This window comes from Pseudomonas sp. m6p, from assembly GCF_055760375.1.
In genome coordinates, this window is the sequence record NZ_CM147084.1 from 4,347,455 (window position 1) to 4,373,231 (window position 25,777).

Annotated in this window: 23 protein-coding genes and 2 pseudogenes; 13 read left to right on the forward strand and 12 right to left on the reverse strand. The window is 59.1% G+C overall.

Annotated elements, in window-relative coordinates; translation table 11 throughout:
• Positions 1–7 precede the first annotated feature (7 nt).
• Complete coding sequence (locus tag ACYZUM_RS19755; RefSeq protein WP_473061088.1) at positions 8–3,037, forward strand: multidrug efflux RND transporter permease subunit; 3,030 nt, start codon at positions 8–10, stop codon at positions 3,035–3,037.
• Positions 3,038–3,221: 184 nt separating this feature from the next.
• On the opposite strand, the gene ACYZUM_RS19760 is transcribed toward ACYZUM_RS19755, so the two are convergent.
• The 5 genes from ACYZUM_RS19760 to colR all read right to left on the reverse strand — a co-directional run bounded on the left by ACYZUM_RS19760 (position 3,222) and on the right by colR (position 6,937).
• Positions 3,222–3,449: a hypothetical protein gene (locus ACYZUM_RS19760; RefSeq protein WP_041068407.1), complete on the reverse strand. Its 228-nt coding sequence runs from the start codon at positions 3,447–3,449 to the stop codon at positions 3,222–3,224.
• A 2-nt stretch (positions 3,450–3,451) separates the two neighbouring features.
• Entirely contained in the window at positions 3,452–4,165 is a 714-nt protein-coding gene (locus ACYZUM_RS19765; protein ID WP_041068405.1) for a lipopolysaccharide kinase InaA family protein, read from the reverse strand.
• Positions 4,166–4,169: 4 nt separating this feature from the next.
• Positions 4,170–4,838, reverse strand: coding sequence for a class I SAM-dependent methyltransferase (locus ACYZUM_RS19770; RefSeq protein WP_041068703.1), 669 nt, complete (start codon positions 4,836–4,838; stop codon positions 4,170–4,172).
• 151 nt (positions 4,839–4,989) lie between these two features.
• Positions 4,990–6,264 carry a sensor histidine kinase gene (locus tag ACYZUM_RS19775; RefSeq protein WP_041068403.1) on the reverse strand — a complete coding sequence of 425 codons (1,275 nt, stop codon included), beginning with the start codon at positions 6,262–6,264 and terminating at the stop codon, positions 4,990–4,992.
• Positions 6,254–6,937 carry a two-component system response regulator ColR gene (gene colR, locus ACYZUM_RS19780; RefSeq protein WP_041068401.1) on the reverse strand — a complete coding sequence of 228 codons (684 nt, stop codon included), beginning with the start codon at positions 6,935–6,937 and terminating at the stop codon, positions 6,254–6,256. Before colR ends, ACYZUM_RS19775 begins: the two co-directional genes overlap by 11 nt.
• A gap of 201 nt (positions 6,938–7,138) precedes the next feature.
• Here colR and ACYZUM_RS19785 point away from each other — a divergent pair, with 201 nt between their 5' ends.
• The gene (locus ACYZUM_RS19785; RefSeq protein ID WP_473061089.1) at positions 7,139–9,088 is read left to right on the forward strand and encodes an LTA synthase family protein; all 1,950 of its coding nucleotides are present in this window, start codon (positions 7,139–7,141) and stop codon (positions 9,086–9,088) included.
• Between the two features lie 258 nt (positions 9,089–9,346).
• Here ACYZUM_RS19785 and groL read toward each other — a convergent pair whose 3' ends face one another.
• From groL to ACYZUM_RS19805, 4 genes are all read right to left on the reverse strand, one after another.
• Positions 9,347–10,993, reverse strand: a complete 1,647-nt coding sequence (gene groL, locus ACYZUM_RS19790) for a chaperonin GroEL (RefSeq protein ID WP_041068396.1) — start codon at positions 10,991–10,993, stop codon at positions 9,347–9,349.
• 50 nt (positions 10,994–11,043) lie between these two features.
• Positions 11,044–11,337, reverse strand: a complete 294-nt coding sequence (locus tag ACYZUM_RS19795) for a co-chaperone GroES (RefSeq protein ID WP_003227685.1) — start codon at positions 11,335–11,337, stop codon at positions 11,044–11,046.
• A gap of 258 nt (positions 11,338–11,595) precedes the next feature.
• Positions 11,596–12,072, reverse strand: a complete 477-nt coding sequence (locus ACYZUM_RS19800) for an FxsA family protein (RefSeq protein WP_086791786.1) — start codon at positions 12,070–12,072, stop codon at positions 11,596–11,598.
• 65 nt (positions 12,073–12,137) lie between these two features.
• Positions 12,138–12,869 carry a HugZ family pyridoxamine 5'-phosphate oxidase gene (locus tag ACYZUM_RS19805; RefSeq protein ID WP_473061090.1) on the reverse strand — a complete coding sequence of 244 codons (732 nt, stop codon included), beginning with the start codon at positions 12,867–12,869 and terminating at the stop codon, positions 12,138–12,140.
• Between the two features lie 163 nt (positions 12,870–13,032).
• Between ACYZUM_RS19805 and ACYZUM_RS19810 the strand changes: the two genes are divergently transcribed.
• Positions 13,033–13,791, forward strand: coding sequence for an SDR family oxidoreductase (locus ACYZUM_RS19810; protein ID WP_473061091.1), 759 nt, complete (start codon positions 13,033–13,035; stop codon positions 13,789–13,791).
• Positions 13,788–13,898 (forward strand): annotated as a pseudogene (locus ACYZUM_RS19815) (metal ABC transporter ATP-binding protein); the annotation flags it as partial. The gene ACYZUM_RS19810 and the pseudogene ACYZUM_RS19815, both read left to right, overlap by 4 nt.
• A gap of 22 nt (positions 13,899–13,920) precedes the next feature.
• Here the strand turns inward: ACYZUM_RS19815 and apbC are convergent.
• Entirely contained in the window at positions 13,921–15,015 is a 1,095-nt protein-coding gene (gene apbC, locus ACYZUM_RS19820) for an iron-sulfur cluster carrier protein ApbC (protein ID WP_086791782.1), read from the reverse strand.
• Between the two features lie 342 nt (positions 15,016–15,357).
• On the opposite strand from apbC, the gene metG reads away from it, so the two are divergent.
• The 8 genes from metG (at position 15,358) to ACYZUM_RS19860 (ending at position 22,391) form a co-directional block, all read left to right on the forward strand.
• Positions 15,358–17,409 (forward strand): methionine--tRNA ligase, encoded by a 2,052-nt coding sequence (gene metG, locus ACYZUM_RS19825; protein WP_473061092.1) that lies wholly within the window; start codon positions 15,358–15,360, stop codon positions 17,407–17,409.
• Between the two features lie 132 nt (positions 17,410–17,541).
• Positions 17,542–18,111, forward strand: coding sequence for an electron transport complex protein RnfA (locus ACYZUM_RS19830; protein ID WP_473061093.1), 570 nt, complete (start codon positions 17,542–17,544; stop codon positions 18,109–18,111).
• On the forward strand, positions 18,108–19,319 hold the full coding sequence (gene rsxB / locus ACYZUM_RS19835; RefSeq protein ID WP_473061094.1) for an electron transport complex subunit RsxB: 1,212 nt from the start codon (positions 18,108–18,110) through the stop codon (positions 19,317–19,319). Before ACYZUM_RS19830 ends, rsxB begins: the two co-directional genes overlap by 4 nt.
• On the forward strand, positions 19,306–20,289 hold the full coding sequence (locus ACYZUM_RS19840) for an RnfABCDGE type electron transport complex subunit D (protein WP_473061095.1): 984 nt from the start codon (positions 19,306–19,308) through the stop codon (positions 20,287–20,289). The genes rsxB and ACYZUM_RS19840 overlap by 14 nt, the downstream gene beginning before the upstream one ends.
• On the forward strand, positions 20,286–20,891 hold the full coding sequence (locus tag ACYZUM_RS19845) for an RnfABCDGE type electron transport complex subunit G (RefSeq protein ID WP_473061096.1): 606 nt from the start codon (positions 20,286–20,288) through the stop codon (positions 20,889–20,891). Before ACYZUM_RS19840 ends, ACYZUM_RS19845 begins: the two co-directional genes overlap by 4 nt.
• Positions 20,888–21,469: an Rnf-Nqr domain containing protein gene (locus ACYZUM_RS19850; protein WP_473061097.1), complete on the forward strand. Its 582-nt coding sequence runs from the start codon at positions 20,888–20,890 to the stop codon at positions 21,467–21,469. The genes ACYZUM_RS19845 and ACYZUM_RS19850 overlap by 4 nt, the downstream gene beginning before the upstream one ends.
• On the forward strand, positions 21,466–22,104 hold the full coding sequence (nth, locus tag ACYZUM_RS19855) for an endonuclease III (RefSeq protein ID WP_003227707.1): 639 nt from the start codon (positions 21,466–21,468) through the stop codon (positions 22,102–22,104). The genes ACYZUM_RS19850 and nth overlap by 4 nt, the downstream gene beginning before the upstream one ends.
• Before the next feature lie 107 nt (positions 22,105–22,211).
• Positions 22,212–22,391, forward strand: a complete 180-nt coding sequence (locus tag ACYZUM_RS19860; protein WP_041068377.1) for a PA3496 family putative envelope integrity protein — start codon at positions 22,212–22,214, stop codon at positions 22,389–22,391.
• A gap of 87 nt (positions 22,392–22,478) precedes the next feature.
• Here the strand turns inward: ACYZUM_RS19860 and ACYZUM_RS19865 are convergent, their stop codons facing one another.
• Positions 22,479–23,105 carry a response regulator transcription factor gene (locus ACYZUM_RS19865; RefSeq protein ID WP_003227711.1) on the reverse strand — a complete coding sequence of 209 codons (627 nt, stop codon included), beginning with the start codon at positions 23,103–23,105 and terminating at the stop codon, positions 22,479–22,481.
• A 496-nt stretch (positions 23,106–23,601) separates the two neighbouring features.
• Between ACYZUM_RS19865 and ACYZUM_RS19870 the strand changes: the two are divergent.
• Positions 23,602–24,305: pseudogene (locus ACYZUM_RS19870) on the forward strand (hypothetical protein).
• A gap of 149 nt (positions 24,306–24,454) precedes the next feature.
• Here ACYZUM_RS19870 and ACYZUM_RS19875 read toward each other — a convergent pair.
• Positions 24,455–25,672 carry an argininosuccinate synthase gene (locus ACYZUM_RS19875; RefSeq protein ID WP_027612065.1) on the reverse strand — a complete coding sequence of 406 codons (1,218 nt, stop codon included), beginning with the start codon at positions 25,670–25,672 and terminating at the stop codon, positions 24,455–24,457.
• Positions 25,673–25,777: the final 105 nt, after the last annotated feature.

Consider the following 25,777-nt stretch of genomic DNA (forward strand, 5'->3'; position numbering starts at 1 on the left):
AATCCCCATGGCTTTTACCGATCCGTTCATCCGCCGCCCGGTGCTCGCCACCGTGGTCAGCCTGCTGATTGTGCTGCTGGGTTTCCAGGCCTGGAGCAAACTGCCGCTGCGCCAATACCCGCAAATGGAAAACGCCCTGATCACGGTGACCACCGCCTACCCCGGGGCCAACGCCGAGACCATCCAGGGCTACATCACCCAGCCAATGCAACAGAGCCTGGCGAGCGCCGAAGGCATCGACTACATGACCTCGGTCAGTCGCCAGAACTTCTCGGTGATCTCGATCTACGCACGCATCGGTTCCAACACCGACCGTTTGTTCACCGAACTGCTGGCCAAAGCCAACGAGGTGAAGAACAAACTGCCGCAGGACGCCGAAGACCCGGTACTGAGCAAGGAATCGGCCGACGCCTCGGCGCTGATGTACATCAGTTTCTTCAGCAAGGACTTGAGCAACCCGCAGATCACCGACTACCTGTCGCGGGTGATCCAGCCGAAACTGGCGACCCTGCCGGGCATGGCTGAAGCGGAGATTCTCGGCAATCAGGTGTTCGCCATGCGCCTGTGGCTCGACCCGGTGAAGCTCGCCGGTTTCGGCCTCAGCGCCAGCGATGTGACCAACGCCGTGCGCCAGTACAACTTCCTCTCCGCCGCCGGCGAGGTGAAGGGCGAATACGTGGTCACCAGCATCAACGCCAACACCGAACTGAAATCCGCCGAAGCCTTCGCGGCGATTCCGCTCAAGGTCAATGGCGACAGCCGCGTGCTGCTCAGCGATGTCGCGCGGGTCGAGATGGGCGCGGAAAACTACGACTCGATCAGCTCGTTCGGCGGCACGCCGTCGGTGTACATCGGCATCAAGGCCACGCCCGGGGCCAACCCGCTGGATGTGATCAAGGAAGTGCGCAAGCTGATGCCGGAGCTGGAAGCGCAGCTGCCGCCCAACCTCAAAAGCGAGATTGCCTACGACGCCACGCTGTTTATTCAGGCCTCGATCGATGAAGTGGTGAAAACCCTGTTCGAAGCGGTGCTGATCGTCATCGTGGTGGTGTTCCTGTTCCTCGGCGCGTTGCGCTCGGTGGTGATCCCGGTGGTGACCATCCCGCTGTCGATGATCGGCGTGATGTTCTTCATGCAGATGATGGGCTATTCGATCAACCTGCTGACCTTGCTGGCGATGGTGCTGGCCATCGGTCTGGTGGTGGACGACGCGATCGTGGTGGTGGAGAACATCCACCGGCATATCGAGGAAGGCAAGACGCCGCTGGAGGCCGCACTGGAAGGCGCACGGGAAATCGCCATGCCGGTGGTGTCGATGACCATCACCCTGGCGGCGGTGTATGCGCCGATCGGCTTCCTCACCGGACTGACCGGGGCCTTGTTCAAGGAGTTCGCCCTGACCCTGGCCGGTGCCGTGGTGATTTCCGGGATTGTCGCCCTGACCCTGTCGCCGATGATGTGCGCCCTGCTGTTGCGCCACGAAGAAAACCCCAGTGGCCTGGCTCACCGCCTCGACCGTATTTTCGACAGTCTCAAACGCCGCTACCAGAGCATGCTCCACGGCACCTTGAACACGCGGCCGGTGGTGCTGGTGTTCGCAGTGATCGTGCTGTGCCTGATCCCGGTGTTTCTCAAGTTCACCAAGTCGGAACTGGCACCGGATGAGGATCAGGGCATCATCTTCATGATGGCCACGGCCCCCCAGCCGACCAACCTCGACTACCTGAGCACTTACACCGACGAGTTCATCAAGATCTTCAAGGAGTTTCCGGAGTACTACTCCTCGTTCCAGATCAATGGCTACAACGGTGTACAGGCGGGCATCGGTGGCTTCCTGCTCAAGCCATGGAACGAGCGCAGCCGCACCCAGATGCAGATCCTGCCCGAGGTGCAAGGCAAACTGGCGAGCATCCCCGGCCTGCAGATTTTCGGTTTCAACCTGCCCTCCCTGCCTGGCACCGGCGAAGGCCTGCCGTTCGAGTTTGTGGTCAACACGGCCAACGACTACGAGTTGCTGTTGCAAGTCGCTGACCGGATCAAGAAACGCGCCATGGAGTCCGGCAAGTTCGCCTTCGTCGACCTCGATCTGGCGTTCGACAAGCCGGAAGTGGTGGTCGACATCGACCGCGCCAAAGCCGCGCAGATGGGCGTGTCGATGCAGGACCTCGGTGGAACACTGGCGACGCTGCTGGGCGAGGCGGAAATCAACCGTTTCACCATCGAAGGCCGCAGTTACAAGGTGATTGCCCAGGTCGAGCGACCGTACCGCGAGAACCCCGGCTGGCTGAACAATTACTACGTGAAGAACACCCAGGGCGAGCTGCTGCCGCTGTCGACCCTGATCAAGGTCAGCGACCGGGCACGACCGCGCCAGCTCAACCAGTTCCAGCAACTCAACGCGGCGAAGATCTCCGGGTTCCCGCTGGTCAGCATGGGCGAAGCCATCGACACCGTGCTGCAGATCGCCCGGGAAGAAGCGCCGGCCGGGTTCGCCTTCGACTATGGCGGCGCCTCGCGCCAGTACGTGCAGGAAGGCAGCGCCCTGTGGGTCACCTTCGCCCTCGCGTTGGCAATTATTTTCCTGGTGCTGGCGGCGCAGTTCGAAAGCTTCCGCGACCCGTTGGTGATTCTGGTGACCGTGCCGCTGTCGATCTGTGGTGCATTGATTCCGCTGTTCCTTGGCTGGTCGAGCATGAACATCTACACCCAGGTCGGTCTGGTGACATTGATCGGGTTGATCAGCAAGCACGGGATCCTGATCGTTGAATTCGCCAACCAGTTACGCAAGGACAAAGGCCTGACCGCGCGCGAAGCGGTCGAGGAAGCGGCGGCAATCCGCTTGCGTCCGGTGTTGATGACCACGGCGGCGATGGTGTTCGGCATGGTGCCGTTGATTCTGGCGACCGGTGCCGGTGCGGTGAGCCGGTTTGATATCGGCATGGTGATTGCCACGGGGATGTCGATCGGCACCTTGTTTACCCTGTTTGTGCTGCCGTGCATCTACACCCTGTTGGCCAAACCTGATCCAAAGCCATGACCTGGCCCCTGTAGGAGCTGCCGAAGGTTCGGGCCGCGTTCGGACGATCTTTTGATTTTGTTTTTAAAAGCCAATATCAAGATCAAAAGATCGCAGCCTGCGGCAGCTCCTACACAGAGGGTTTTCATTCATGCATAAAAAAGGCCTCGCATCTGCGAGGCCTTTCATTTTGGCTTCAATCGGTTCAACTCTGTGGCCTCATCCCTTGAGAAAGTCCGAACATGAACAACAACAGATCATGGTCGGGTTTAGTCGCCACGGTGGCTTTCGCCACCCGTGGTACTGCGCAGTGAGCATCGCCGGTAGTGGCACCGATCACCTGCATGCGGGGCTGCTCCCAGGCCGCCACCGCCAATGAAGCAACTGCCAAGGCTCCAACCAAAAACAAACCTCGTGCAATTTCGAGTTTCATCGCTATAAACCTTTGATAGCGCTGCCAAACGCCGTCTCATAAAAGTAGACGAGTTTTTTCCAGTCCGTGTCGCTGAACGACGAATGGCGACGCAATTGCTTCATGTCATGGGAGGCCGCGCGATAAGCGGTCAGACGCTGGCGGCATTTTTCCAGATCGATCAATGCCACTTCGACCTGCGCCGCGTCGCCCTCACCGGTCACCCGTACAAATACGTGTTTGATGTAGATACAGCTGTGCTGCCAGCGGCCCTTGTGCATGCGCGCCAGGTTTTCTGCCAGGTCTTTGAGCACGCGCTCGTATACGGCTTCGCCGTATTGCGCACGACCACCGGCGGCTTCCCACTTTTCAAGTTCGTCGAAGCCGTCCAGTGACTTGGTCACCAACAGCGCACGCCACTTGTATTGCGGATCGGGCTGCGCGCCGCAGAACACGATTTGCGGTACGCGGACGCCGAGACGGCTGACGCCGGTCAGCGCATCCAGCTCGCGCAAGACCGTCGGACGGCCGAAAGGATGCAACCAGCTGCGATAGATATGTCCGGTCTGGCGCTTGGCATACAGTAACTGGCCGTCACGGCCCACGACCCGTTGCACACCACTTTCCCCGCCACGGCGTACGTTGGGCTCTTCCACCCATTCACCGCGCTGGTTCCAGTAGTAATCGAAGCGATCCTGGGGAGCGACTTCCGTTTCTGCTGCTATTTGCACCACCATCCTGTTACCTCTTGCGTAATACGTAAACCCGCCACATGGCATAGAGCGGGATAAAATCGAGTTGTTCCTGAATGCGAAAACCTGCTTCTTCGAATTCTTTTTCAACTGTCACAGCCGGTAACACAAACCGGTTCTGGTAACCTTCCTGCCCGCGACGCCGCTCGGCGCGCTTGCGTTTCCAGGCCTTGAAATTACCGTCCACCCACAACGAAATGATGACGCTATCACGGGTGACGCGCTCGAACTCGCGCAGAATCGCCCGCCGGTGCTCGGCTTCACCGATGTGATGCAGCAACCGCATGCAGAAAATGCTGTCGACGGCGTTATCGGGCAAAGCGATGTCGAACGCTGACGTGTGCAAAGGTTGTACCCGTTTCACGACGTCAGCCGGTTGCGATTGCATCGCGGTCTTGATCATCGACTCGGAATTGTCCGCACCAATGATCACCCGGTTGGGTTTTTCCGCCAGCAACGGCCAGAAACGCCCTGCACCGCACGGCAGATCCAGAACCAGCCCCGGCTCGCCGGCCAGCGTCAACGCCTTGCGGGCCAACTGCTCGTCCCGCCAGTGAGACAACCGACGACCTAGACCGTCCTGATGCTTGCGCAAATATTTTTGTGCATGCTGGTCATCATACTTTTCGGAAAAATCGAGCTTGATCGGTCTGCTCATCATGGGGGCTCCTGATTGACTGATACCCTTACCATAGGTAGTGGCATGTCAGCGTCAGGTCGTCCCTATGTGAAAATTACGTCAGGTAAACCGACAAATTATTACAGGGTTTTACACGCGAAAAGCAATAGCGCGGGGCCATCAACGATCTTCAGCGCTTGCCCAGCGTGACCTCGAAGCGGCAACCATTAGGCTCCATGGTGCTCAACGTCACCTCCCAGCCCTGGTTTTCACAGATTCGCTGCACCAGTGACAAGCCCAGCCCCAAGCCTTCACCGCGCTTTTCATTGCCACGCACGAAGGGCTGGAACATGGCTTCGCGTTTTTCCTCGGGAATGCCCACGCCCGAGTCTTCGACGACGAAACCGTTGTCGTTGAGTGTCAGGCGAATGAATCCATGTTCGGTGTAGTGACAGGCATTGCGCAGCAGATTGCCCATGACTGCGCTGAGCAGGGTGGCATTGAAGCAGGTGTCCGGCGGGTTGCCCGACTCGTACATCAGTCGCAGCCCTTTCGACTCGATCGGTTCACGCCAGATACCCAGCAGACCGTCGGCCACCTGGGCAAGGGTCTGCTGCGGCGCGGAACCGGCGTCTTCCCGCTGAGCGCGGGCGAGCATCAAGAAGGTCTGCACCAGTTCGCGCATTTCCTCGCTGGCTCGGGCAATTCGCTCGACCTGGGCCCGACCGCGCTGATCCAGCCCCGGATTTTCCAGAAGCAGCTCGCAGGAACTGGCCAGCACCATCAACGGCGTACGCAGTTCGTGGCTGACATCACTGGTGAACAGCCGCTCGCGGGTCAGCGCCTGCCGCAGACGCCCGAGCGTGGCATCGAACGCCACCGCGAGTTCGCCGACTTCGTCAGCCGCATAATCCGGCGCCAGAGGCGGCGCCAGCCCCAGCAATTGATCGCGGTGGCGCACTTGCCGCGCCAGGCGCACCACTGGCGCCATGACCTTGCGCGCCAGCACCCAGCCGAGAAACACCGCCAGCGCCAGACTGAGCACAAAACCCACCAGCACCACGGCGAACAGCACGCGTTCACGCTCTTCGAAATCGCTTTGATCCTGCAGCAGGACATAACGACGGCCGTCGACGATCTCGACCATCGCGTGATAAGACAACTGCTCGCGGAACACTTCGTGGAAGCCCGCATCAAGGTGACGCAGATCCTTGGGCAGCTCGAAATCGCCTGGCCCACCGCTGAAATAGAACAACTGATCCGGTTCCGGGCGATGGCTCCAGTCCGAGACGTTGTCCATCAGCAACAGACGTTGCAGGTCGCCGCCCAGCCCCGCCGAAATCAGTTTTTCCTCCACCAGGTGCACGGTCGCCACAATACCCATGGCGAAGGCCCCGGCCACCAGCGCACTCATCAGCGCAAAGGCGATGATGATCCGCTGGGAAAGGCTTTGCTTAAACTCCATCACGCCCCTCGGCCAGGCGGTAACCCACGCCGTGCACGGTTTGCAGCAACGGTTTGGCGAAGGGCTTGTCGATCACCTGACGCAATTGATGGACATGGCTGCGCAGGCTGTCGCTGTCCGGGCAGTCATCGCCCCACAGCGCTTCTTCGAGAATTTCCCGCCGCAGGACGTGAGGGCTCTTCTGCATCAACACCGCCAGCAGTTTGAGGCCGACCGGGTTGAGCTTGAGCAACTTGCCCTCGCGGGTCACTTCCAGGGTATCGAGGTCGTAGCTCAAGTCGCCGACCTGCAACGCACGGCGTCCGCCCCCCTGAGTCCGGCGCATGACGGCCTCGACGCGCGCCGCCAGTTCGGACAGGGCAAACGGCTTGACCAGGTAATCGTCGGCCCCGGACTTGAAGCCCTGCAGACGATCGTCCAGTTGATCGCGGGCGGTGAGCATGATCACCGGCGTGTCGCGCCGCGCGTCTTCACGCAGGCGCTTGCACAGGGTGTAGCCATCGATCCCGGGCAACATGATGTCGAGCACAATCAGGTCGTAATGCTCGGTGGCCGCCAGATGCAAGCCCGACAAACCGTCCTGGGCGCAATCGACGGTATAGCCTTTGAGCCCCAGGTAATCGGCCAGATTGGCCAGGATATCGCGGTTGTCTTCGACCAATAGAATTCGCATTGGCATTTCCTCCGTACAGTAACGGCCGTCTTGGCCCGCGCAGCTTAAGGCCTACGCCGGTTCAGGGCTAGGGCCGGCATACGCGCAAGTCCATTTGCCCGGACAAATTAAATAATTAACAAAGTTTTCACTATCGATTCACAACCTGATTACAGTGACGCCGCGACACTCGCGCGCCATTGATATAAGGAAAACGAGACAATGGACTCTTTCAAGACAGCGCCCATGCGCTTTCTGCTGCTGATCACCGGCGCCTGGCTGGTCATTTTTCTCCTGACGCGAGCAGTCCTGCTGCTGACTCACCTGGATGAGGCCGGTGGTCTCGCCCTTTCCGTGTTCGGCATCGGTGCGCTGTATGACCTGGGGTTCCTTGCCTACGCGGCACTGCCAATGGGCCTGTACCTGCTGCTCTGCCCGCCGGGCCTGTGGCGTCGTCGCGGACATCGCGGATTCCTGCGCGTCCTGCTGACGATCAGCCTGTTCGCCATGTTGTTCGTGGCGGTGGCCGAATGGCTGTTCTGGGACGAGTTCGGCGTGCGCTTCAACTTCATCGCCGTCGATTACCTGGTGTACTCCGACGAAGTGCTGAACAACGTCCTTGAATCCTACCCGATCGGTAAACTGCTAAGCCTCCTCGCCGTATTGGCCGTGGTCATCAGTTTCGCTTTGCGCAAGCCGTTCAATGCCGCCATGAATGCTCCGCTGCCAGCGCTGCGCGGACGTCTGCTCAGTGCCTTGGGCCTGTTGATCGTCGCGGGTCTGAGCCTGCAACTGCTCAGCCAGGACGCCCCTCGTGCCCAGGGCGGCAACGCCTACCAGAACGAACTGGCCGGCAACGGACCGTATCAGTTCTTCGCCGCGTTCCGTAACAATGAACTGGACTACACCCAGTTCTACAAGAGCCTGCCGGCAGCAAAAGTCGCCACTGAGATTCGCGCCGAGCTGAGCGAAAGCAACGCCCGCTTCATCGGTAACGATCCACAGGACATTCGCCGGGTGATCGACAACCCGGGCACCCCGCGCAAGCCGAACATCGTGCTGGTGACCATCGAAAGCCTGAGCGCCAAGTACCTGGGCAGCAACGGCGACGGTCGCAACCTGACGCCGAACCTCGACGCCCTGCGCAAGCAGAGTCTGTACTTCAATAACTTCTACGCCACCGGCACCCGCACCGACCGCGGTCTGGAAGCCATCACCCTGGCCATCCCGCCAACGCCGGGCCGCTCGATCGTCAAGCGCATCGGTCGTGAGAGCGGTTTCGCCAGCCTTGGCCAACAGCTCAGCGCTGTAGGTTACGACAGTGTGTTCGTCTACGGCGGACGCGGTTACTTCGACAACATGAACGCGTTCTTCAGCGGCAACGGCTATCGCGTTGTCGACCAGAGCAGCGTCGATGAAGCCGAGATCCACTTCAAGAACGCCTGGGGCATGGCCGACGAAGATCTGTATCGCCAGACCCTGAAACTGGCGGACGCCGACTACGCCAAACAGCAGCCGTTTCTGCTGCAGTTGATGACCACCTCCAATCACCGTCCTTACACCTACCCGGACAACCGCATCGACATCAAGTCCGGAAACGGCCGCGATGGCGCGGTGAAGTACACCGACTATGCGATTGGCCAGTTCCTCGAGCAGGCGCGGCAGAAACCGTGGTTCGACAATACGATCTTCATTTTCGTCGCTGACCACACTGCAGGCAGTGCCGGTAAAGAAGACTTGCCGATCACCAACTATCAGATCCCGCTGTTCATCTATGCGCCGAAAATGATCGAGGCTCGCGAAAGCGCGCAACTGGCCAGCCAGATCGATCTGGCCCCGACGCTGCTGGGCCTGTTGAACCTGGATTACACCTCGACGTTCTTCGGCCGCAACCTGTTGCAGGACAACCCGCTGCCACCGCGCGTGGTGGTCGGCAACTATCAGCATCTGGGCCTGTTCGATGGCAAGGATCTGGCGATCCTCAGTCCGCGCCAGGGCTTGCGCCGGCATGACGATGCGTTGACCGAGAGCCGTGAATCGCGGGTCAGCAGTGACGATCCGCTGGTCAGCCGGGCGATTGCGTATTACCAGGCGGCCAGTTATGGCTTCAAACAGCAGTTGTTGAGCTGGAAGCCTGTGAAAGAAGAGGCTCCGCAGGTCAGCGAAAAGTAACCGTCAATAAAAACGCCCCGGGCTGATGCACCGGGGCTTTTTTTTGCGCAACCGGTTATCACAGGAAATCCAGATCCCAATGTGGGAGCGAGCCTGCTCGCGAATGCGCTGTATCAGTCACAGATGTAGTGACGGTGTGATTGCTTTCGCGAGCAGGCTCGCTCCCACAGGTGACGGTGTGAAGCTTGAAATCCCGGCAATAAAAAACCCCGCCTGCTCATCGCAGGCGGGGTTTTTCGTTACAGGGGTGAGGCTGGCTTACATCATGCCGCCCATGCCACCCATGCCGCCCATGTCTGGCATACCGCCGCCAGCCGAGCCTTCTTTCTTCGGTGCATCAGCAACAGCTGCTTCGGTGGTCAGGATCAGACCGCCGATCGAGGCTGCAGCTTGCAGAGCGGAACGGGTGACCTTGGTTGGGTCCAGGATGCCCATTTCGATCATGTCGCCGTATTCGCCGGAAGCAGCGTTGTAACCGAAGTTACCTTTGCCGTTCTTCACTTCGTTGACCACTACGCTTGGCTCGTCACCGGAGTTGGCAGCGATCTGACGCAGCGGCGCTTCAACAGCGCGACGCAGCACAGCGATACCGACGTTCTGGTCAGCGTTGTCGCCGGTCAGTTCAGTCAGGGCTTCCAGAGCACGGATCAGCGCAACGCCACCGCCAGGTACCACGCCTTCTTCAACGGCTGCACGGGTTGCGTGCAGGGCGTCTTCAACGCGGGCCTTCTTCTCTTTCATTTCAACTTCGGAACCAGCGCCAACCTTGATCACTGCAACGCCGCCGGACAGTTTGGCCAGACGCTCTTGCAGTTTTTCACGGTCGTAGTCCGAGGAAGTTTCGGCAACCTGAGCACGGATCTGAGCGATACGCGCCTGGATGTCGGCTTCAACGCCAGCACCGTCAACGATGATGGTGTTTTCCTTGGACAGGGTCACACGCTTGGCGTTACCCAGGTGCTCCAGGGTGGTGCTTTCCAGGCTCAGGCCGATCTCTTCGGAGATTACGGTACCGCCGGTCAGAACGGCGATGTCCTGCAGCATGGCCTTGCGACGGTCGCCGAAGCCTGGAGCCTTGACGGCTGCAACCTTGACGATGCCACGCATGTTGTTCACAACCAGAGTCGCCAGGGCTTCGCCTTCAACGTCTTCGGCAACGATCAGCAGTGGACGGCCGGCTTTGGCAACGGCTTCCAGCACTGGCAGCATTTCGCGGATGTTCGAGATCTTCTTGTCGACCAGCAGGATCAGCGGGCCGTCGAGCTCGGCCACCATGGTGTCCGGCTTGTTGACGAAGTACGGGGACAGGTAGCCACGGTCGAACTGCATGCCTTCTACAACCGACAGTTCGTTTTCCAGGCCCGAGCCTTCTTCAACGGTGATCACGCCTTCTTTACCGACCTTTTCCATGGCTTCGGCAATGATGTCGCCGATGGAGTTGTCGGAGTTGGCGGAGATAGTGCCGACCTGAGCGATTGCCTTGGTGTCAGCGCATGGCTTGGACAGGGCTTTCAGCTCTTTGACGATGGCGATGGTGGCTTTATCGATACCGCGCTTCAGGTCCATCGGGTTCATGCCGGCAGCGACGGCTTTCAGGCCTTCGTTGACGATCGACTGAGCCAGAACGGTCGCGGTGGTAGTACCGTCACCAGCGTCATCGTTGGCACGGGAGGCAACGTCTTTGACCAGCTGCGCGCCCATGTTTTCGAAGCGATCTTCGAGTTCGATTTCCTTGGCGACGGATACGCCGTCCTTGGTGATGGTCGGAGCGCCGAAGCTCTTCTCGAGGATCACGTTACGGCCTTTCGGGCCCAGGGTCGCTTTTACCGCGTCAGCCAGAACGTTGACGCCTTTGAGCATCTTGGAGCGGGCGGCATCGCCGAACTTAACTTCTTTAGCAGCCATGATCGATATTCCTTAAATACTTTGTAGTAACGGGAAAATGAGCGGGGAAATCAGCCTTCCAGTACAGCGAGAATCTCGTTCTCAGCCATTACCAGCAGGTCTTCGCCGTCGACTTTCACAGTGTTGCTGCCGGAGTAAGGACCGAACACAACCTTGTCGCCGACTTTAACGGCCAGCGCACGCACTTCACCGTTTTCCAGAGTCTTGCCTGGGCCTGCAGCGACGATCACACCGTGGTTGGCTTTTTCAGCAGCCGAACCTGGCAGGACGATACCGCCAGCGGTTTTCTTTTCTTCTTCGCTGCGACGGATGACGACGCGGTCATGCAGAGGACGAAGCTTCATTGTCGATCTCTCCTAATTGTGGTTTTCATCGGCCGGTGTAGTCCCGGCGGGTTTAACAAATCCGGCCTGCGCCGGTTGCGGTTCGTCGAGCAAACCGCGGAAGTCTGTCCGGCTTGAATGCCGGAAACCTTTCGGTGACCGATACATAAGGGCGCATAAGCTTATTACAAGGGCGGGGGCAGAAAATTTTTCATCAATTGCCCCTTGAATGCCGCGCATAAACAAACGGCACCCGAAGGTGCCGTGTCGATGCAGGGGTTACTGGCTGTCGCGATGTTCGAACTCGCCTTCGATCACATCACCCTCGCGACCCAGAGGCTGACGCGGTGCAGGACCACCACGGGGTTGCAGGTCATCGGCGAAAGCACGCTGACGGATCGCCTGTTCTTCGGCGCGCTGGCGCATCTTGTTCGCCAGCAGGCGACGGGTGAACGGCAACAACATCACCAGACCGACCACGTCACTGACGAAACCCGGCAGGATCAGCAGGCCACCGGCCAAGGCGAGCATCAAGCCTTCAAGCATGGTCTGTGCGGGCAACTCACCGCGATTCAGGCTTTCACGGGCACGCAGTGCCGTGGCCAGACCGGCGATGCGCAGCACGAACACGCCGAACATCGAGCCGAGAATGATCAGCAGCAGGGCCGGGAAAAACCCGATCGCCCCTGCCACTTTGACGAATACGAACAGCTCCAGCACCGGAAACAGCAGAAAGAGCAACAAAAAAGGGCGCATCAAAGATTCCTCAACGCAAGAAATGCCTTGCAGTAAGCCTTAGATGACGTCGCCCTTTCGTGAATTCAAGCGTCGGCCACTGCATTTTTTGGCCAGACCTCGGCGTGAGCCAGAGAAACCAAGGCCTCGCGCACTTGTATCGGCGTATGACAAGGCGCTGGAAACGGCAGCCAGTACAGCGCCTGACCGATGCGCAGGTGCATGCCTTCGCTGTCGATCCCGGCCAGTTGCGCCGGCACGGTTTTCGGTAGGCCGCTGAGTTCCACGTAATGCGCGATGGCTTTGGCGTGATCGCTGTTCATGTGCTCGACCATGCTGATTTCCGCCTTGCCCGCAAACGGGTTGGCCAGGATCAGTTGATCGACCCAGTGAATCGCGCCGAAACCGCCGATGTAGCGGTGACGTACCGGGTTGAGCACCCAGAAATCAAAATCGTGGGCCTTGTGGTAATTCTGCGAATCGGGGAAATAACGGTAGTAACGCTCGGCAGCGGCTTCGATAGCCGCCGGATCTTCGAGCTTTTGCGCCTCGGCCAGATAGGTCAGGCGACCAACGGCCTGCACGTCGTCGGCCTCGCGTTCGCCCACCAGCAGCGAACACTTCGGGTCTTTCTGCAGGTTGTGAGTGTGCTGGGCGATGCGGCTGATCAGGATCAGCGGCCGGCCCTGCTCATCCAGGCAATACGGCACCACTGAGCCGAACGGGAAACCGGGCATCGATTTGGAGTGGGTCGACAATACGCCACGGTATTCCTTGAGAAGCAATTCTCGGGCATTCTTGGCCGCTTCAACGCTCAATTTATGACTCCTTAAATAGAATCCGTCGAAAAAACGGACAGGCGCCGGGGGATAAGTCCCTGTAGCGCCATCGGGCAATGCTCATGTGCAATCTGGCCATACCGGTACAGATCGAGCGTCGCCAATAACAAAAACCACTCAGACCGGCTATCGGGGCATGCGCATGCAACTCAACGACAAAGTAATCATTATCACCGGCGGTTGCCAGGGTTTGGGCCGCTCCATGGCCGAGTATTTCGCCGGCAAAGGCGCCAGGCTCGCACTGGTCGACCTCAATCAGGAAAAACTCGATGACGCGGTGGCAGCCTGCAAAGCCAAGGGCGTCGAGGCGCGCAGCTATCTGTGCAACGTGGCCAATGAAGAACAGGTTGAGTACATGGTCGCGCAGGTTGCCGAAGATTTCGGCGCGATCCACGGCCTGATCAACAACGCCGGGATCCTGCGCGATGGCCTGCTGCTCAAGGTCAAAGATGGCGAAATGAGCAAAATGAGCCTGGCCCAGTGGCAGGCGGTGATCGACGTCAACTTGACCGGCGTGTTCCTGTGCACCCGTGAAGTGGCGGCGAAAATGGTCGAGCTGAAGACCAGCGGCGCGATCATCAACATCTCCTCGATCTCCCGCGCCGGTAACGTCGGCCAGACCAACTATTCCGCCGCCAAGGCTGGCGTGGCCGCAGCCACTGTGACCTGGGCCAAGGAACTGGCGCGTTACGGCATTCGTGTGGCGGGCATTGCGCCGGGCTTCATCGAAACCGAGATGACCCTGGGCATGAAGCCCGAAGCGCTGGAGAAGATGACCTCGGGCATCCCGCTCAAGCGCATGGGCAAGCCGGAAGAGATTGCCCATTCGGCAGCGTACATCTTCGAGAACGACTACTACACCGGGCGGATTCTGGAGATGGATGGCGGGTTGCGCATCTGACTGGCAACACAGAAACCAATGTGGGAGCGAGCCTGCTCGCGAAAGCGGTGGATCAGACAACTCATCGGTTGAATGACACGCCGAATTCGCGAGCAGGCTCGCTCCCACATTAGATTGTGTTTCTGCTTATCAATCGTCACTGATGCTGATATTCGGCATCGCCGGCGTCGCCGCTTCCTGCAACACAATGCGCGCGCCGACGTGGCGGGCCAGTTCCTGATAGACCATCGCGATCTGACTGTCCGGCTCGGCGATCACCGTTGGCTTGCCGCCATCGGCCTGCTCGCGGATCAGCATTGACAGCGGCAGCGAGGCCAGCAGTTCAACGCCATATTGGGTGGCCAGTTTCTCGCCGCCGCCCTCACCGAACAGATGCTCGGCATGTCCGCAGTTCGAGCAGATGTGCACCGCCATGTTTTCCACCACGCCCAGCACCGGGATGTTGACCTTGCGGAACATTTCCACGCCTTTGCGTGCGTCCAGCAGCGCCAGATCCTGCGGGGTGGTGACGATCACCGCACCGGCCACCGGGACTTTCTGCGCCAGGGTCAGTTGGATATCACCAGTGCCTGGCGGCATGTCGATGACCAGATAATCCAGATCGCCCCACGCGGTTTGCGTCACCAGTTGCAGCAACGCGCCGGAGACCATTGGCCCGCGCCAGACCATCGGCGTGTTGTCGTCGGTCAGGAACGCCATCGACATGACTTCGACACCGTGGGCCTTGAGCGGCACGAACCACTTCTGATCCTTGACCTCGGGGCGAGTGCGCTCGGGGATGCCGAACATGATGCCCTGGCTCGGGCCATAGATGTCGGCGTCGAGAATCCCCACCTTGGCGCCTTCACGGGCCAGCGCCAGCGCGAGGTTGGCCGCGGTGGTCGACTTGCCCACACCGCCCTTGCCCGAAGCCACGGCGACCACGTTCTTGACGTTGGCCAGCCCCGGGATCTGGGCCTGAGCCTTGTGCGCGGCGATCACGCTGTTGACCTCGACCCTGGCGCTCGTCACCCCATCGAGGTTTTCGATGGCCAGTTGCAGCAACTGCGCCCAGCCGCTCTTGAACAGGCCGGCGGCGTAGCCGATTTCCAGCTGAACCTTGACGCGGTCGCCATCGATCTCGATGTGCTTCACGCAACCGGCGCTGACCGGGTCCTGGTTCAGGTAGGGGTCGGTGTATTGGCTGAGGACGGCTTCCACCGCTGCGCGAGTGACGGCACTCATGGGCAACTCCGATAACAAGACTGGGAAAAGATGGCGGGTATCGTACCCCGCAGATTGATTTGTGGTCAGGCGATTTATGCGTTGACTCGACTTTGTGGCGAGGGAGCTTGCTCCCGCTCGACTGCGCAGCAGGCGCAATCAGGCTTATCCGGTCTATTCGACATTGCCGGGATGGGGCGGCTTCGCCACCCAGCGGGAGCAAGCTCCCTCGCCACAATTTATTGCGGTCGGCCCATCCGGTTATTGCAGTGGCCGCATCCGGAAACAGGTGCACAGGGTGAAAAATATGCGCCAGCGCTTTATAGTGGCCGACCTCCGTTTCATCAAGTAGCGAAGCCCCACATGTCCGAACCACGCAAGATCCTCGTCACCAGCGCCCTGCCCTACGCCAACGGTTCGATCCACCTTGGCCATATGCTGGAATACATCCAGACCGATATGTGGGTGCGCTTCCAGAAGCATCGCGGCAATCAATGCATTTATGTCTGCGCCGACGACGCACACGGTTCGGCGATCATGCTGCGCGCGGAAAAGGAAGGCATCACCCCGGAACAACTGATCGCCAATGTGCAGGCTGAACACAGCGCCGACTTTGCCGAGTTCCTGGTCGACTTCGACAACTTCCACTCCACTCACGCCGAAGAAAACCGTGAGCTGTCGAGCCAGATCTACCTGAAACTGCGCGATGCCGGGCACATTGCCCAGCGCTCGATTACCCAGTATTTCGACCCGGAAAAGAAAATGTTCCTGGCCGACCGCTTCATCAAGGGCACCTGCCCGAAATGCGGCACTGAAGACCAGTACGGCGACAACTGCGAAAAATGCGGTGCGACCTACGCCCCGACCGACCTGAAGGATCCGAAGTCGGCCATCTCCGGCGCGACTCCGGTGCTCAAGGATTCCCAGCACTTCTTCTTCAAGCTGCCAGACTTCCAGCAGATGCTGCAGACCTGGACCCGCAGCGGCACCCTGCAGGACGCCGTGGCCAACAAGATCGCCGAGTGGCTGGACGCCGGCCTGCAGCAGTGGGACATCTCCCGCGATGCGCCGTACTTCGGTTTCGAGATCCCGGGCGAGCCGGGCAAGTATTTCTATGTGTGGCTGGACGCGCCGATCGGCTACATGGCGAGCTTCAAGAACCTCTGCGACCGCACGCCGGAGCTGGACTTCGACGCGTTCTGGGGCAAGGACTCCACCGCCGAGCTGTACCACTTCATCGGCAAGGACATCGTCAACTTCCACGCCCTGTTCTGGCCTGCCATGCTCGAAGGCGCCGGCTTCCGCAAGCCGACCGGGATCAACGTGCACGGCTACCTGACCGTCAACGGCCAGAAGATGTCCAAGTCCCGTGGCACGTTCATCAAGGCCCGTACCTACCTTGATCACCTGTCGCCGGAATACCTGCGTTACTACTACGCGGCCAAACTGGGCCGTGGTGTCGACGACCTCGACCTGAACCTCGAAGACTTCGTGCAGAAGGTCAACTCCGACCTGGTCGGCAAAGTGGTCAACATCGCCAGCCGCTGCGCCGGTTTCATCCACAAGGGCAACGGCGGCCTGCTGGTCGACAACAATGCTGCGCCAGAACTGACCGAAGCGTTCCTTGCCGCGGCGCCAAGCATTGCCGACGCCTATGAAGCCCGCGACTTTGCCCGCGCCATGCGTGAAACCATGGCCCTGGCCGACCGCGCCAACGCCTGGATCGCCGACAAGGCGCCATGGTCGTTGAACAAGCAGGAAGGCAAGCAGGACGAAGTCCAGGCGATCTGCGCCACCGGCATCAACCTGTTCCGCCAACTGGTGATCTTCCTCAAACCGGTGCTGCCGCTGCTGGCCGCCGACGCCGAGGCGTTCCTCAACGTCGCCCCGCTGACCTGGAACGACCACACCACGCTGCTGGCCAACCATCAGCTCAATGAATTCAAGCCGTTGATGACCCGCATCGACCCGGTAAAAGTGCAAGCCATGACCGACGCCTCGAAAGAAGACCTGACCGCCAGCCAGACCGACACCGGCGCCGCCACATCTGCGGGCAATGGCGAACTGGCCAAGGATCCGCTGTCGCCGGAAATCGACTTCGACACCTTTGCCGCCGTCGACCTGCGCGTCGCGCTGATCGTCAAGGCTGAACATGTGGAAGGTGCCGACAAGCTGCTGCGCCTGACGCTGGACATCGGTGACGAGCAGCGCAACGTGTTCTCCGGAATCAAGAGCGCCTACCCGGACCCGTCGAAACTCGACGGTCGCCTGACCATGATGATCGCCAACCTCAAGCCGCGGAAAATGAAGTTCGGTATTTCCGAAGGCATGGTGATGGCCGCCGGCCCTGGCGGTGAAGAAATCTACCTGCTGAGCCCGGACAGCGGCGCCAAGCCGGGTCAACGCATCAAGTAAGACCCAGCGCTGAAACGATCCCACAGGCATGTTCTGCAGGCCTGTGGGATTTTTCATATCTGGCCCACCCTTCGCGGGTGCCGGATAATGCCTAACCTTAAGTGACACCCGCCCGTTGCTGCCGGCAGAACCATGACCGAACTTGCGCTTACGCTGATCAGTGCCGCCCTGCTCAACAACTTCGTGTTGCATTGGCCGCTGGGCGTCGATCCGTTGCTGGCCGGTAGTCGGCGCCAGGTGCATGCGCTGGGGCTGGCGACGGCGTGCCTGATGCTGAGCGTCGGCATCTTCGGTTACGCAATCTGGCACTGGCTGCTGGTACCGCTGCAACTGCAGGCCCTGCACCTGTTCGTGTTCTTGCCGCTCAACGTGCTGCTGATCGCGCCGGTATTGAAGCTGCTGACCCGTGCGCTGCCTGACTGGCCCTTCGATGGGCTATGGCCGTTGTTGCTGGGCAATGCCGGCGTGCTGGGGCTGGCCTTGATCAATGCACAAAATGATCGTGGCCTGCTGCAGGCAACAGCGTTGAGCCTGGGCGCCGGGCTGGGTTTCTGGCTGGTGCTGAGCCTGTTCAGCGACTTGCGTGAACGCACGGCGGACAACGACATTCCCCTGCCCTTTCGCGGCTTGTCGATCGACCTGATCGGCGCCGGACTGATCGCAGTGATTTTTCTCGGATTCAGTGGACTGATCAAAACATGAGTCTGATTCAACTCATCGACGCCCTCCTGCCGCAGACCCAGTGCGGCAAATGCGGCCACCCCGGGTGCAAGCCCTATGCGCAAGGCATCGTCGACGGCGAACCGATCAACAAGTGCCCGCCCGGCGGCGACGAAACCATCGCCGCCCTGGCTGAACTGTTGAAAGTACCGGTGCTGGAACTGGACGTCAGCCGTGGCGCGGCACCGCCGCAAGTGGCCTACATCCGCGAAGCCGAGTGCATCGGCTGCACCAAGTGCATCCAGGCCTGCCCGATCGACGCCATCGTCGGCGCAGCGAAACTGATGCACACCGTGCTGATCGACGAATGCACCGGTTGCGACCTGTGCGTGGCACCGTGTCCGGTGGATTGCATCGAGATGCACCCGCTGCCGCTCGGCACCTTGCCGGTGGTCGGTGGTTTGGCGACCAGCCTTGAAGAGCTGCGCGCACGCACGGCCAAACGCGATCATGCGCGCCAGCGTTTCGAACGCCGCAACGCCCGCCTGCAACGTGAAGAACAGCACAAACAGGCTGAGCGCGAAGCCCGCGCGCAACGGGCGGCGCAACCGGCGGCGGCCGCTCTCGATCCGGTGCAGGCAGCTCTGGAACGGGTGCGCGCGCAGAAAGCCGCAACCGCCGATGCGGCGCTGAAGAAAGCCAAGATCGATGTCGCCATGAGCCGCGCACAATTGCACAAATCGTTGAAAGCCTTCGGCCATCCACCGACCTTCGAACAGCAATCGCAACTGATCGTGCTGCAACAGCAGTTCGAAGCGGCAGAACAGGCGCTGGCGAAACTCGAAAGCAGCACCGCCGTTCCAGCCGCTGCGGCTCCGGCTCCAGCGAAAGACGCGGATCTGAAACGGGCAAAAATCCAGTTGGCCATGCGTCGCGCCGAACTGAAAAAGGCTCAGACCGCCGAAGCACCCGCGCAGCAGATTGCCGCGTTGGAACAGGCACTGCGTGATGCCGAGCAAGCCCTGCATGTGGCAGAGGCGGCCAGTGAGCAGCCTGTGCCTGATCTGGTCCGGGTGGAAAAGCGCCCGATCGACAACCAGCTCCGCCAGTTGAAAACCGAATTGGCCTACGCCCGCGCCGACCTGAGCAAACTCGAACGCCGTGCCGACACACCGAATGACATCCTCGACAAGGCCCGCGCTCGCCTGCTGGCCGCCGAGCGTCAAGTGAAAGACCATGTTGCCCCGTGAGGCACCGGATGATCGCCTGCAACAGGCGATGAAGCAGGTGCTGCTGGCCACGCTGCCGGGATTGTTGGCACTGTTCTGGTGTTACGGCTGGGGCGTGCTGATCAATTTGATTCTGGCGGCGAGCACGGCACTGCTGATCGAAGCTGGCGTCACCCGCCTGCGGCGCCAACCTTTGCAACCGACGCTCAGCGATGGCAGCGCGCTGGTCAGCGCGACACTGCTGGCCGCTGCCCTGCCGCCTTACTGCCCGTGGTGGCTGACCGTGACCGCGGTGGCTTCGGGTCTGCTGTTCGGCAAGCATTTGTACGGTGGAGTCGGCAAAAATCCGTTCAACCCGGCCATGCTCGGTTTCGCCTTGGCGATGGTGCTGTTCCCACAACCGATGACCCACTGGCCGGCGCACGGCATGAATCTGCAGGCCGCTTTTGCCCAAGTCCTGAATCTGGGCCAGGCCCCGGACGCCTGGGTGCAGGCCACTGCGCTGGACAGTCTGCGCATTAACAAGAGCCTGACCATGGATGAGTTGTTCGCCGCCAACCCGGCGTTCGGCCGCTTTGGTGGACGCGGCGTGGAGTGGATCAATCTGGCGTTTCTCGCCGGCGGGCTGTGGCTGTTGCAGCGCCGGGTAATCGCCTGGCAAGCGCCGGTCGGCATGCTGGCCAGCCTGTTTCTCGTCAGCCTGCTCTGCTGGAACGGTTCGGGTTCCGATTCCCACGGCTCACCGCTGTTTCACCTGCTGAGCGGGGCAACCATGCTCGGTGCCTTTTTCATCATTACCGAACCGGTATCCGGCGCCAAAAGCCCGTTGGCCCGGCTGCTGTTCGGCGTTGGCGTCGGCTTGCTCACCTACCTGATCCGCACCTGGGGCGGCTACCCGGACGGCGTTGCATTTGCCGTGTTGCTGATGAATCTCTGCGTGCCAGCGCTGGAACGTTTTGCCGCCGCCCGCCAGACGCAGGTGCAATCATGAGCCGCACGGTTTCTGTCGTGATGCTCGTGCTGCTGGCCGGCGCGGGGCTCAGCCTGACTTACGTGGTGCAGCGCGCCAGTGCGCCGCAGATTGCCAGCGAGCAGGCCCTGCTCGACAGCCGCAAGCTGCTCGATGTACTCGCGGCCGATGCATACGACAATCAGCCGCTGGAGCAGCCACTGGCGTTGACTGATGCGACGTTGAGCCACAGCAAACTGCTGGCAGGTTACCGCGCCAGCAAAGCCGGGCAGCCGGTGGCGGTGCTGTTGCGCACGCAGACTGAGGGCTATGCCGGCGTTATCGAACTGCTGATCGCCATCGATGCCAACGGCAGACTGCTGGGGGTCAAAACCCTGCGGCACAACGAAACGCCCGCACTCGGCGGACTGATTGGCGACTGGCCGAACCACTGGCTGGCGACATTTGCCGGGCAATCGCGTCACGCGCCTGACGACGCAGGCTGGGCGCTGAAAAAGGATCAGGGACAGTTCGATCAACTGGCGGGCGCGACCATCACCTCCCGGGCCACCGTCAATGCCATCCACGACGCCCTGCGCTACTTTGATGAGCACCGGACAACCTTGCTGGGGAGCGGATCATGAACCGGCCGACGAACCTGACGAATGCTTCGATGCTGGTTGTGCTACTTGGCACCAGTACAACACTGGCTAGCGCACTGGGCATGCTGCTGATGTCGGGCGTCGTCGTGGCGGTTTACGGTGTCTGTTTCGGCGCATTGCGCTCGCGACTGTCTGACCGCGACCGGATGCTGGCCAGTCTGCTGCTGGCCGCCACCCTGACCAGTTGCACCAATATCCTCGCGCAACGCTGGGCGTTGCAGTGGCAACAGTCACTCGGAATCTATACCGGGCTGATCGCCTTGCAATGCGTGGTGCTGGAATACAATGGATTCTTTGCTCAGGCATTTGGCCTGCGCCTGAAATTTTTTGGCTTGTCGAGCGGGTTGCTGATCGCGCTGGCTGGACTGCGTGAACTGTTCGGTCAGGGCCATATCGGCCGTGGCCTGCCTGAGCACTGGCAAGGCCTGGTGCTGTTCAACGAAGGGCTGCACCTGTTCACCCTGGTTCCCGGCGCCTTTATCGTGCTTGGGCTTCTGCTCGCCGCCCGCCAGGCCTGGACCCGCTCGAACGCTCTCTCCAAGGAAACACATCATCCATGAATGCCGCAAAACGTCTGGAAATCTTCCGCAGACTTCACGAAGACAATCCCGAGCCGAAGACCGAACTGGCCTATTCCTCGCCGTTCGAGTTGTTGATCGCGGTCATTCTTTCGGCGCAATCAACCGACGTCGGCGTCAACAAGGCCACGGCCAAACTGTTCCCGGTAGCTAACACCCCGGCTGCGATCCACGCACTGGGCGTCGAAGGGCTGTCCGAATACATCAAAACCATCGGTCTCTATAACAGCAAAGCGAAAAACGTGATCGAGACCTGCCGCATGCTGGTCGAACTGCACAATGGCGAAGTCCCGCAGACGCGCGAAGAACTGGAAGCGCTGCCCGGCGTCGGCCGCAAGACGGCCAACGTGGTCCTGAATACCGCTTTCCGTCAGTTGACCATGGCGGTCGACACGCACATTTTTCGCGTGAGCAACCGCACCGGTATTGCCCCGGGTAAAAATGTCGTTGAAGTTGAAAAGAAGCTGATGAAATTTGTGCCAAAAGACTACCTGCTGGATTCTCACCACTGGCTGATTCTGCACGGTCGCTATGTGTGTCTGGCGCGCAAGCCACGCTGTGGCAGCTGCCGAATCGAAGATTTGTGCGAGTACAAACACAAAACCTCTGACGATTGATTGGCTATTGGAATAATTGATTTATCGATTGAAAAAATCTTTTTTACCCGCAGCAGGAATATCGATATAAGGAGCGCCAAAGGCAGTCTTAGCCTGGAGTTCACCTTATGACTGACAGCAAAGAACAACTGGATGTAGATGACGATTTCACCGCTGTAGAAACCGACGACGCCGAACCGGTGGTCGAAGTCGCCAAGACCAATCTGAGCAAACGCCGCACCATCGACAACCTGCTTGAGGAGCGCCGACTGCAAAAGCAATTGGCCGATTACGATTTTGATCTTTGACACTTGAAAGCCTCCCTGACCGGAGGCTTTTTACTTTCTGCAGCATCTGACATGGCGCAGCCCACGTTGCCTCGGGCTTCAGGAGCATCAGACAAGCCCGTTGCGTTGTGCCAGTTCAATCAGATCCACCAACGACCGGGCATTGAGTTTCAATAGCAGGCGGGTCTTGTAAGTGCTGACCGTCTTGTTGCTGAGGAACATGCCATCGGCAATTTCCTTGTTCGTTTTACCTCGCGCCAATTGCTGCAATACCATCATTTCCCGCCCGGACAGGCGGTCTACCATATCGGCTTCGCTGGCATTACCGAGGCTGGTACGTACGGTATGCAGGGCCTGATTGGGAAAATAACTGTATCCGGACAGTACGGCTTTGATCGCACTGAGCAGCTCCGTCAGATCCTGCTGTTTACAGACATACCCTGCCGCCCCCGATTGCATGCAGCGCATTGAAAAATGCCCTGGGGCCTGGGAAGTCAACACCAACACTTTCAAGGGCATCGGTGTCGAGTTCAGACGCGCAATAACTTCAAGACCATCGAGTTTCGGTATTCCAATATCCAGGATAACGATGTCCGGCATCTGTTCACGCGCAAGTTGCAAAGCATCTACACCGTTATCCGTTTCTGCAATGACTTCGTAGCCATGACGCTCCATCAGCATACGCACAGCAAGACGAATGACGGGATGATCATCCACGATCAGCACTTTATTCATGGGCAAGTCCAGTTTCGCTGTTCGAATTTTTAGAGCACGCACAATAGCCCAGTCACTTCCGACATGGCACAAGAGAGTTCCATCGCACTCCCAGCGAAAGACATTCCCTACAACAAATAAAGACTATTCCTACAAAAAAACCCACTTACGCACTATTTCCATGACCCGACTGTTTTTTCGCCCCCTGCACCGACGTGAAAAATACTACGCCCTGAAGCCCTTGCGCACTCGCTTTCAGAGCAAGTTGCTCATCGAATGCAGACAGAATATTGCTGTTCAATGAATACCTGTGACTCATCCGCCATCGGCACTTGGCAGATGACCAATTGTAAAAAACAACATACAAACCATTCAAAGCACTTTAACAATCAATGTCTGAAACAAGATACTTCTACCCAACTGATTTTCTTTAATATAAAAATAGCCTCAAGTATAAACTTCAACCCACACCCAACCAATCCACCTATTGGAAACACACACTTAATGAGCACGCCCCATGATAAAAGTCAGAAAAAAGATAACCAACCCCATGACTATAATTGCGATATTTGCATTTATTTCCGAATCATCAGCCGCCATTTCCTTGCCTTTTTTAGATAACAACGAAAGGGAGGTCTATGTCTGGTTTCTGATCAGCTTCCCGTTTTACTTGTTGCTGCTGTTTTTTTAACACTGAACTTCAACTACCGTTCTCTGTACGCCCCCTCGGATTTCGAGAAAGACGACAGCTTTCTAAAAACCTTTGAGGAACTCAAGACCACCGAGAGCAACCCGGATTTGTCTCCGACAGACACTTCAATTGCAACCGGCAAGAAATCAAATTCGAATAAACCAGAACCAACGCTACCAACACACGGTACTGACCAGACGCAATCCCATCGGTCTGCTGAAATAGCCTGCCCCGAGGAACCGTGGATTGAACACAACATTCAGTTACCCAAACCCATGGGCACGTTGCGTGCCATAGATGTTCGTCCGATGAACAACTCACAGGCGTTCAATACGCTGGTCGCACACTTTCCGCGTCTGGGCAAACAATCGGCCAAGGCAGTGCTTTTTTTGACTGATCCCGCATCCGAGGTTTTGCTCAAGCAAATGACGCTCAGCCTTATCAGACAGTCGAAGAAAAGCGGCGGCGCGAAACTCTTGGTCGCCTATAACGTGAGTACGCAAAGCACTACGGTTCTGAGCGAACTATGAAACGCAAGGCAGATGCCTGAAATGGGTATTCAAGAAAACCCCGGAATGGGCCGTAGCGACAGACAATCCAGGAGAGCGCCAGACGTGCATAAAAAAATGGCGGCATTGTCCAGGGACAAGCCGCCATTTTTCATACAGACCTGCGTGACTTAAAACAGCTTGCGGCCCTTGTTGGCTGCAATGCGCATGCGCAGCGCGTTAAGCTTGATGAAGCCCGCCGCGTCAGCCTGGTTGTAAGCGCCGCCGTCTTCTTCGAAGGTCGCAATATTAGCGTCGAACAACGAATCGTCGGACTTGCGGCCGGTAACGATCACGTTGCCTTTGTACAGCTTCAGACGAACCACACCGTTCACGTTGACCTGCGAAGCGTCGATCATCTGTTGCAGCATCAGACGCTCCGGGCTCCACCAGTAACCGGTGTAGATCAGGCTGGCGTATTTCGGCATCAACTCGTCTTTGAGGTGAGCGACTTCGCGGTCCAGAGTGATCGATTCGATGGCGCGGTGTGCACGCAGCATAATGGTGCCGCCCGGGGTTTCGTAGCAACCACGGGACTTCATGCCGACATAGCGGTTTTCCACGATGTCGAGACGGCCGATGCCGTGAGCACCACCGATCTTGTTCAGCGTCGCCAGTACGGTGGCCGGAGTCATTTCGACGCCGTCCAGGGCAACGATGTCGCCGTTGCGGTAGGTCAGTTCCAGGTATTGCGGGGTGTCGGGAGCCTTCTCCGGAGAGACGGTCCAGCGCCACATGTCTTCTTCGTGCTCGGTCCAGGTGTCTTCCAGCACGCCGCCTTCATAGGAGATGTGCAGCAGGTTGGCGTCCATCGAGTACGGGGACTTCTTCTTGCCGTGACGCTCGATCGGGATCGCGTGCTTCTCGGCGTAGTCCATCAGCTTCTCGCGCGACAACAGGTCCCACTCACGCCATGGCGCGATCACTTTCACGCCTGGCTTGAGCGCGTAGGCACCCAGTTCGAAACGCACCTGGTCGTTGCCCTTGCCGGTGGCGCCATGGGAGATGGCGTCGGCGCCGGTTTCGTTGGCGATTTCGATCAGGCGCTTGGCAATCAGCGGACGTGCGATGGAAGTACCCAGCAGGTACTCGCCTTCGTAAACGGTGTTGGCGCGGAACATCGGGAACACGAAGTCACGCACGAATTCTTCGCGCAGGTCGTCAATGTAGATTTCTTTGACGCCCATGGCCTGAGCCTTGGCGCGAGCCGGCTCGACCTCTTCGCCCTGACCCAGGTCAGCGGTGAAAGTCACCACTTCACAGTTATAAGTATCCTGCAGCCACTTGAGGATCACCGAAGTGTCCAGGCCGCCGGAATACGCCAGAACGACCTTGTTTACGTCCGCCATGCCATCACTCCACGGGGTTCTACGGAAAGCCGAGGAGTCTACCGCTCAAATCCGATAATTTACAGAGGCGCGACAGCTTAAGACGACAAAGCGACAGAATCTGTC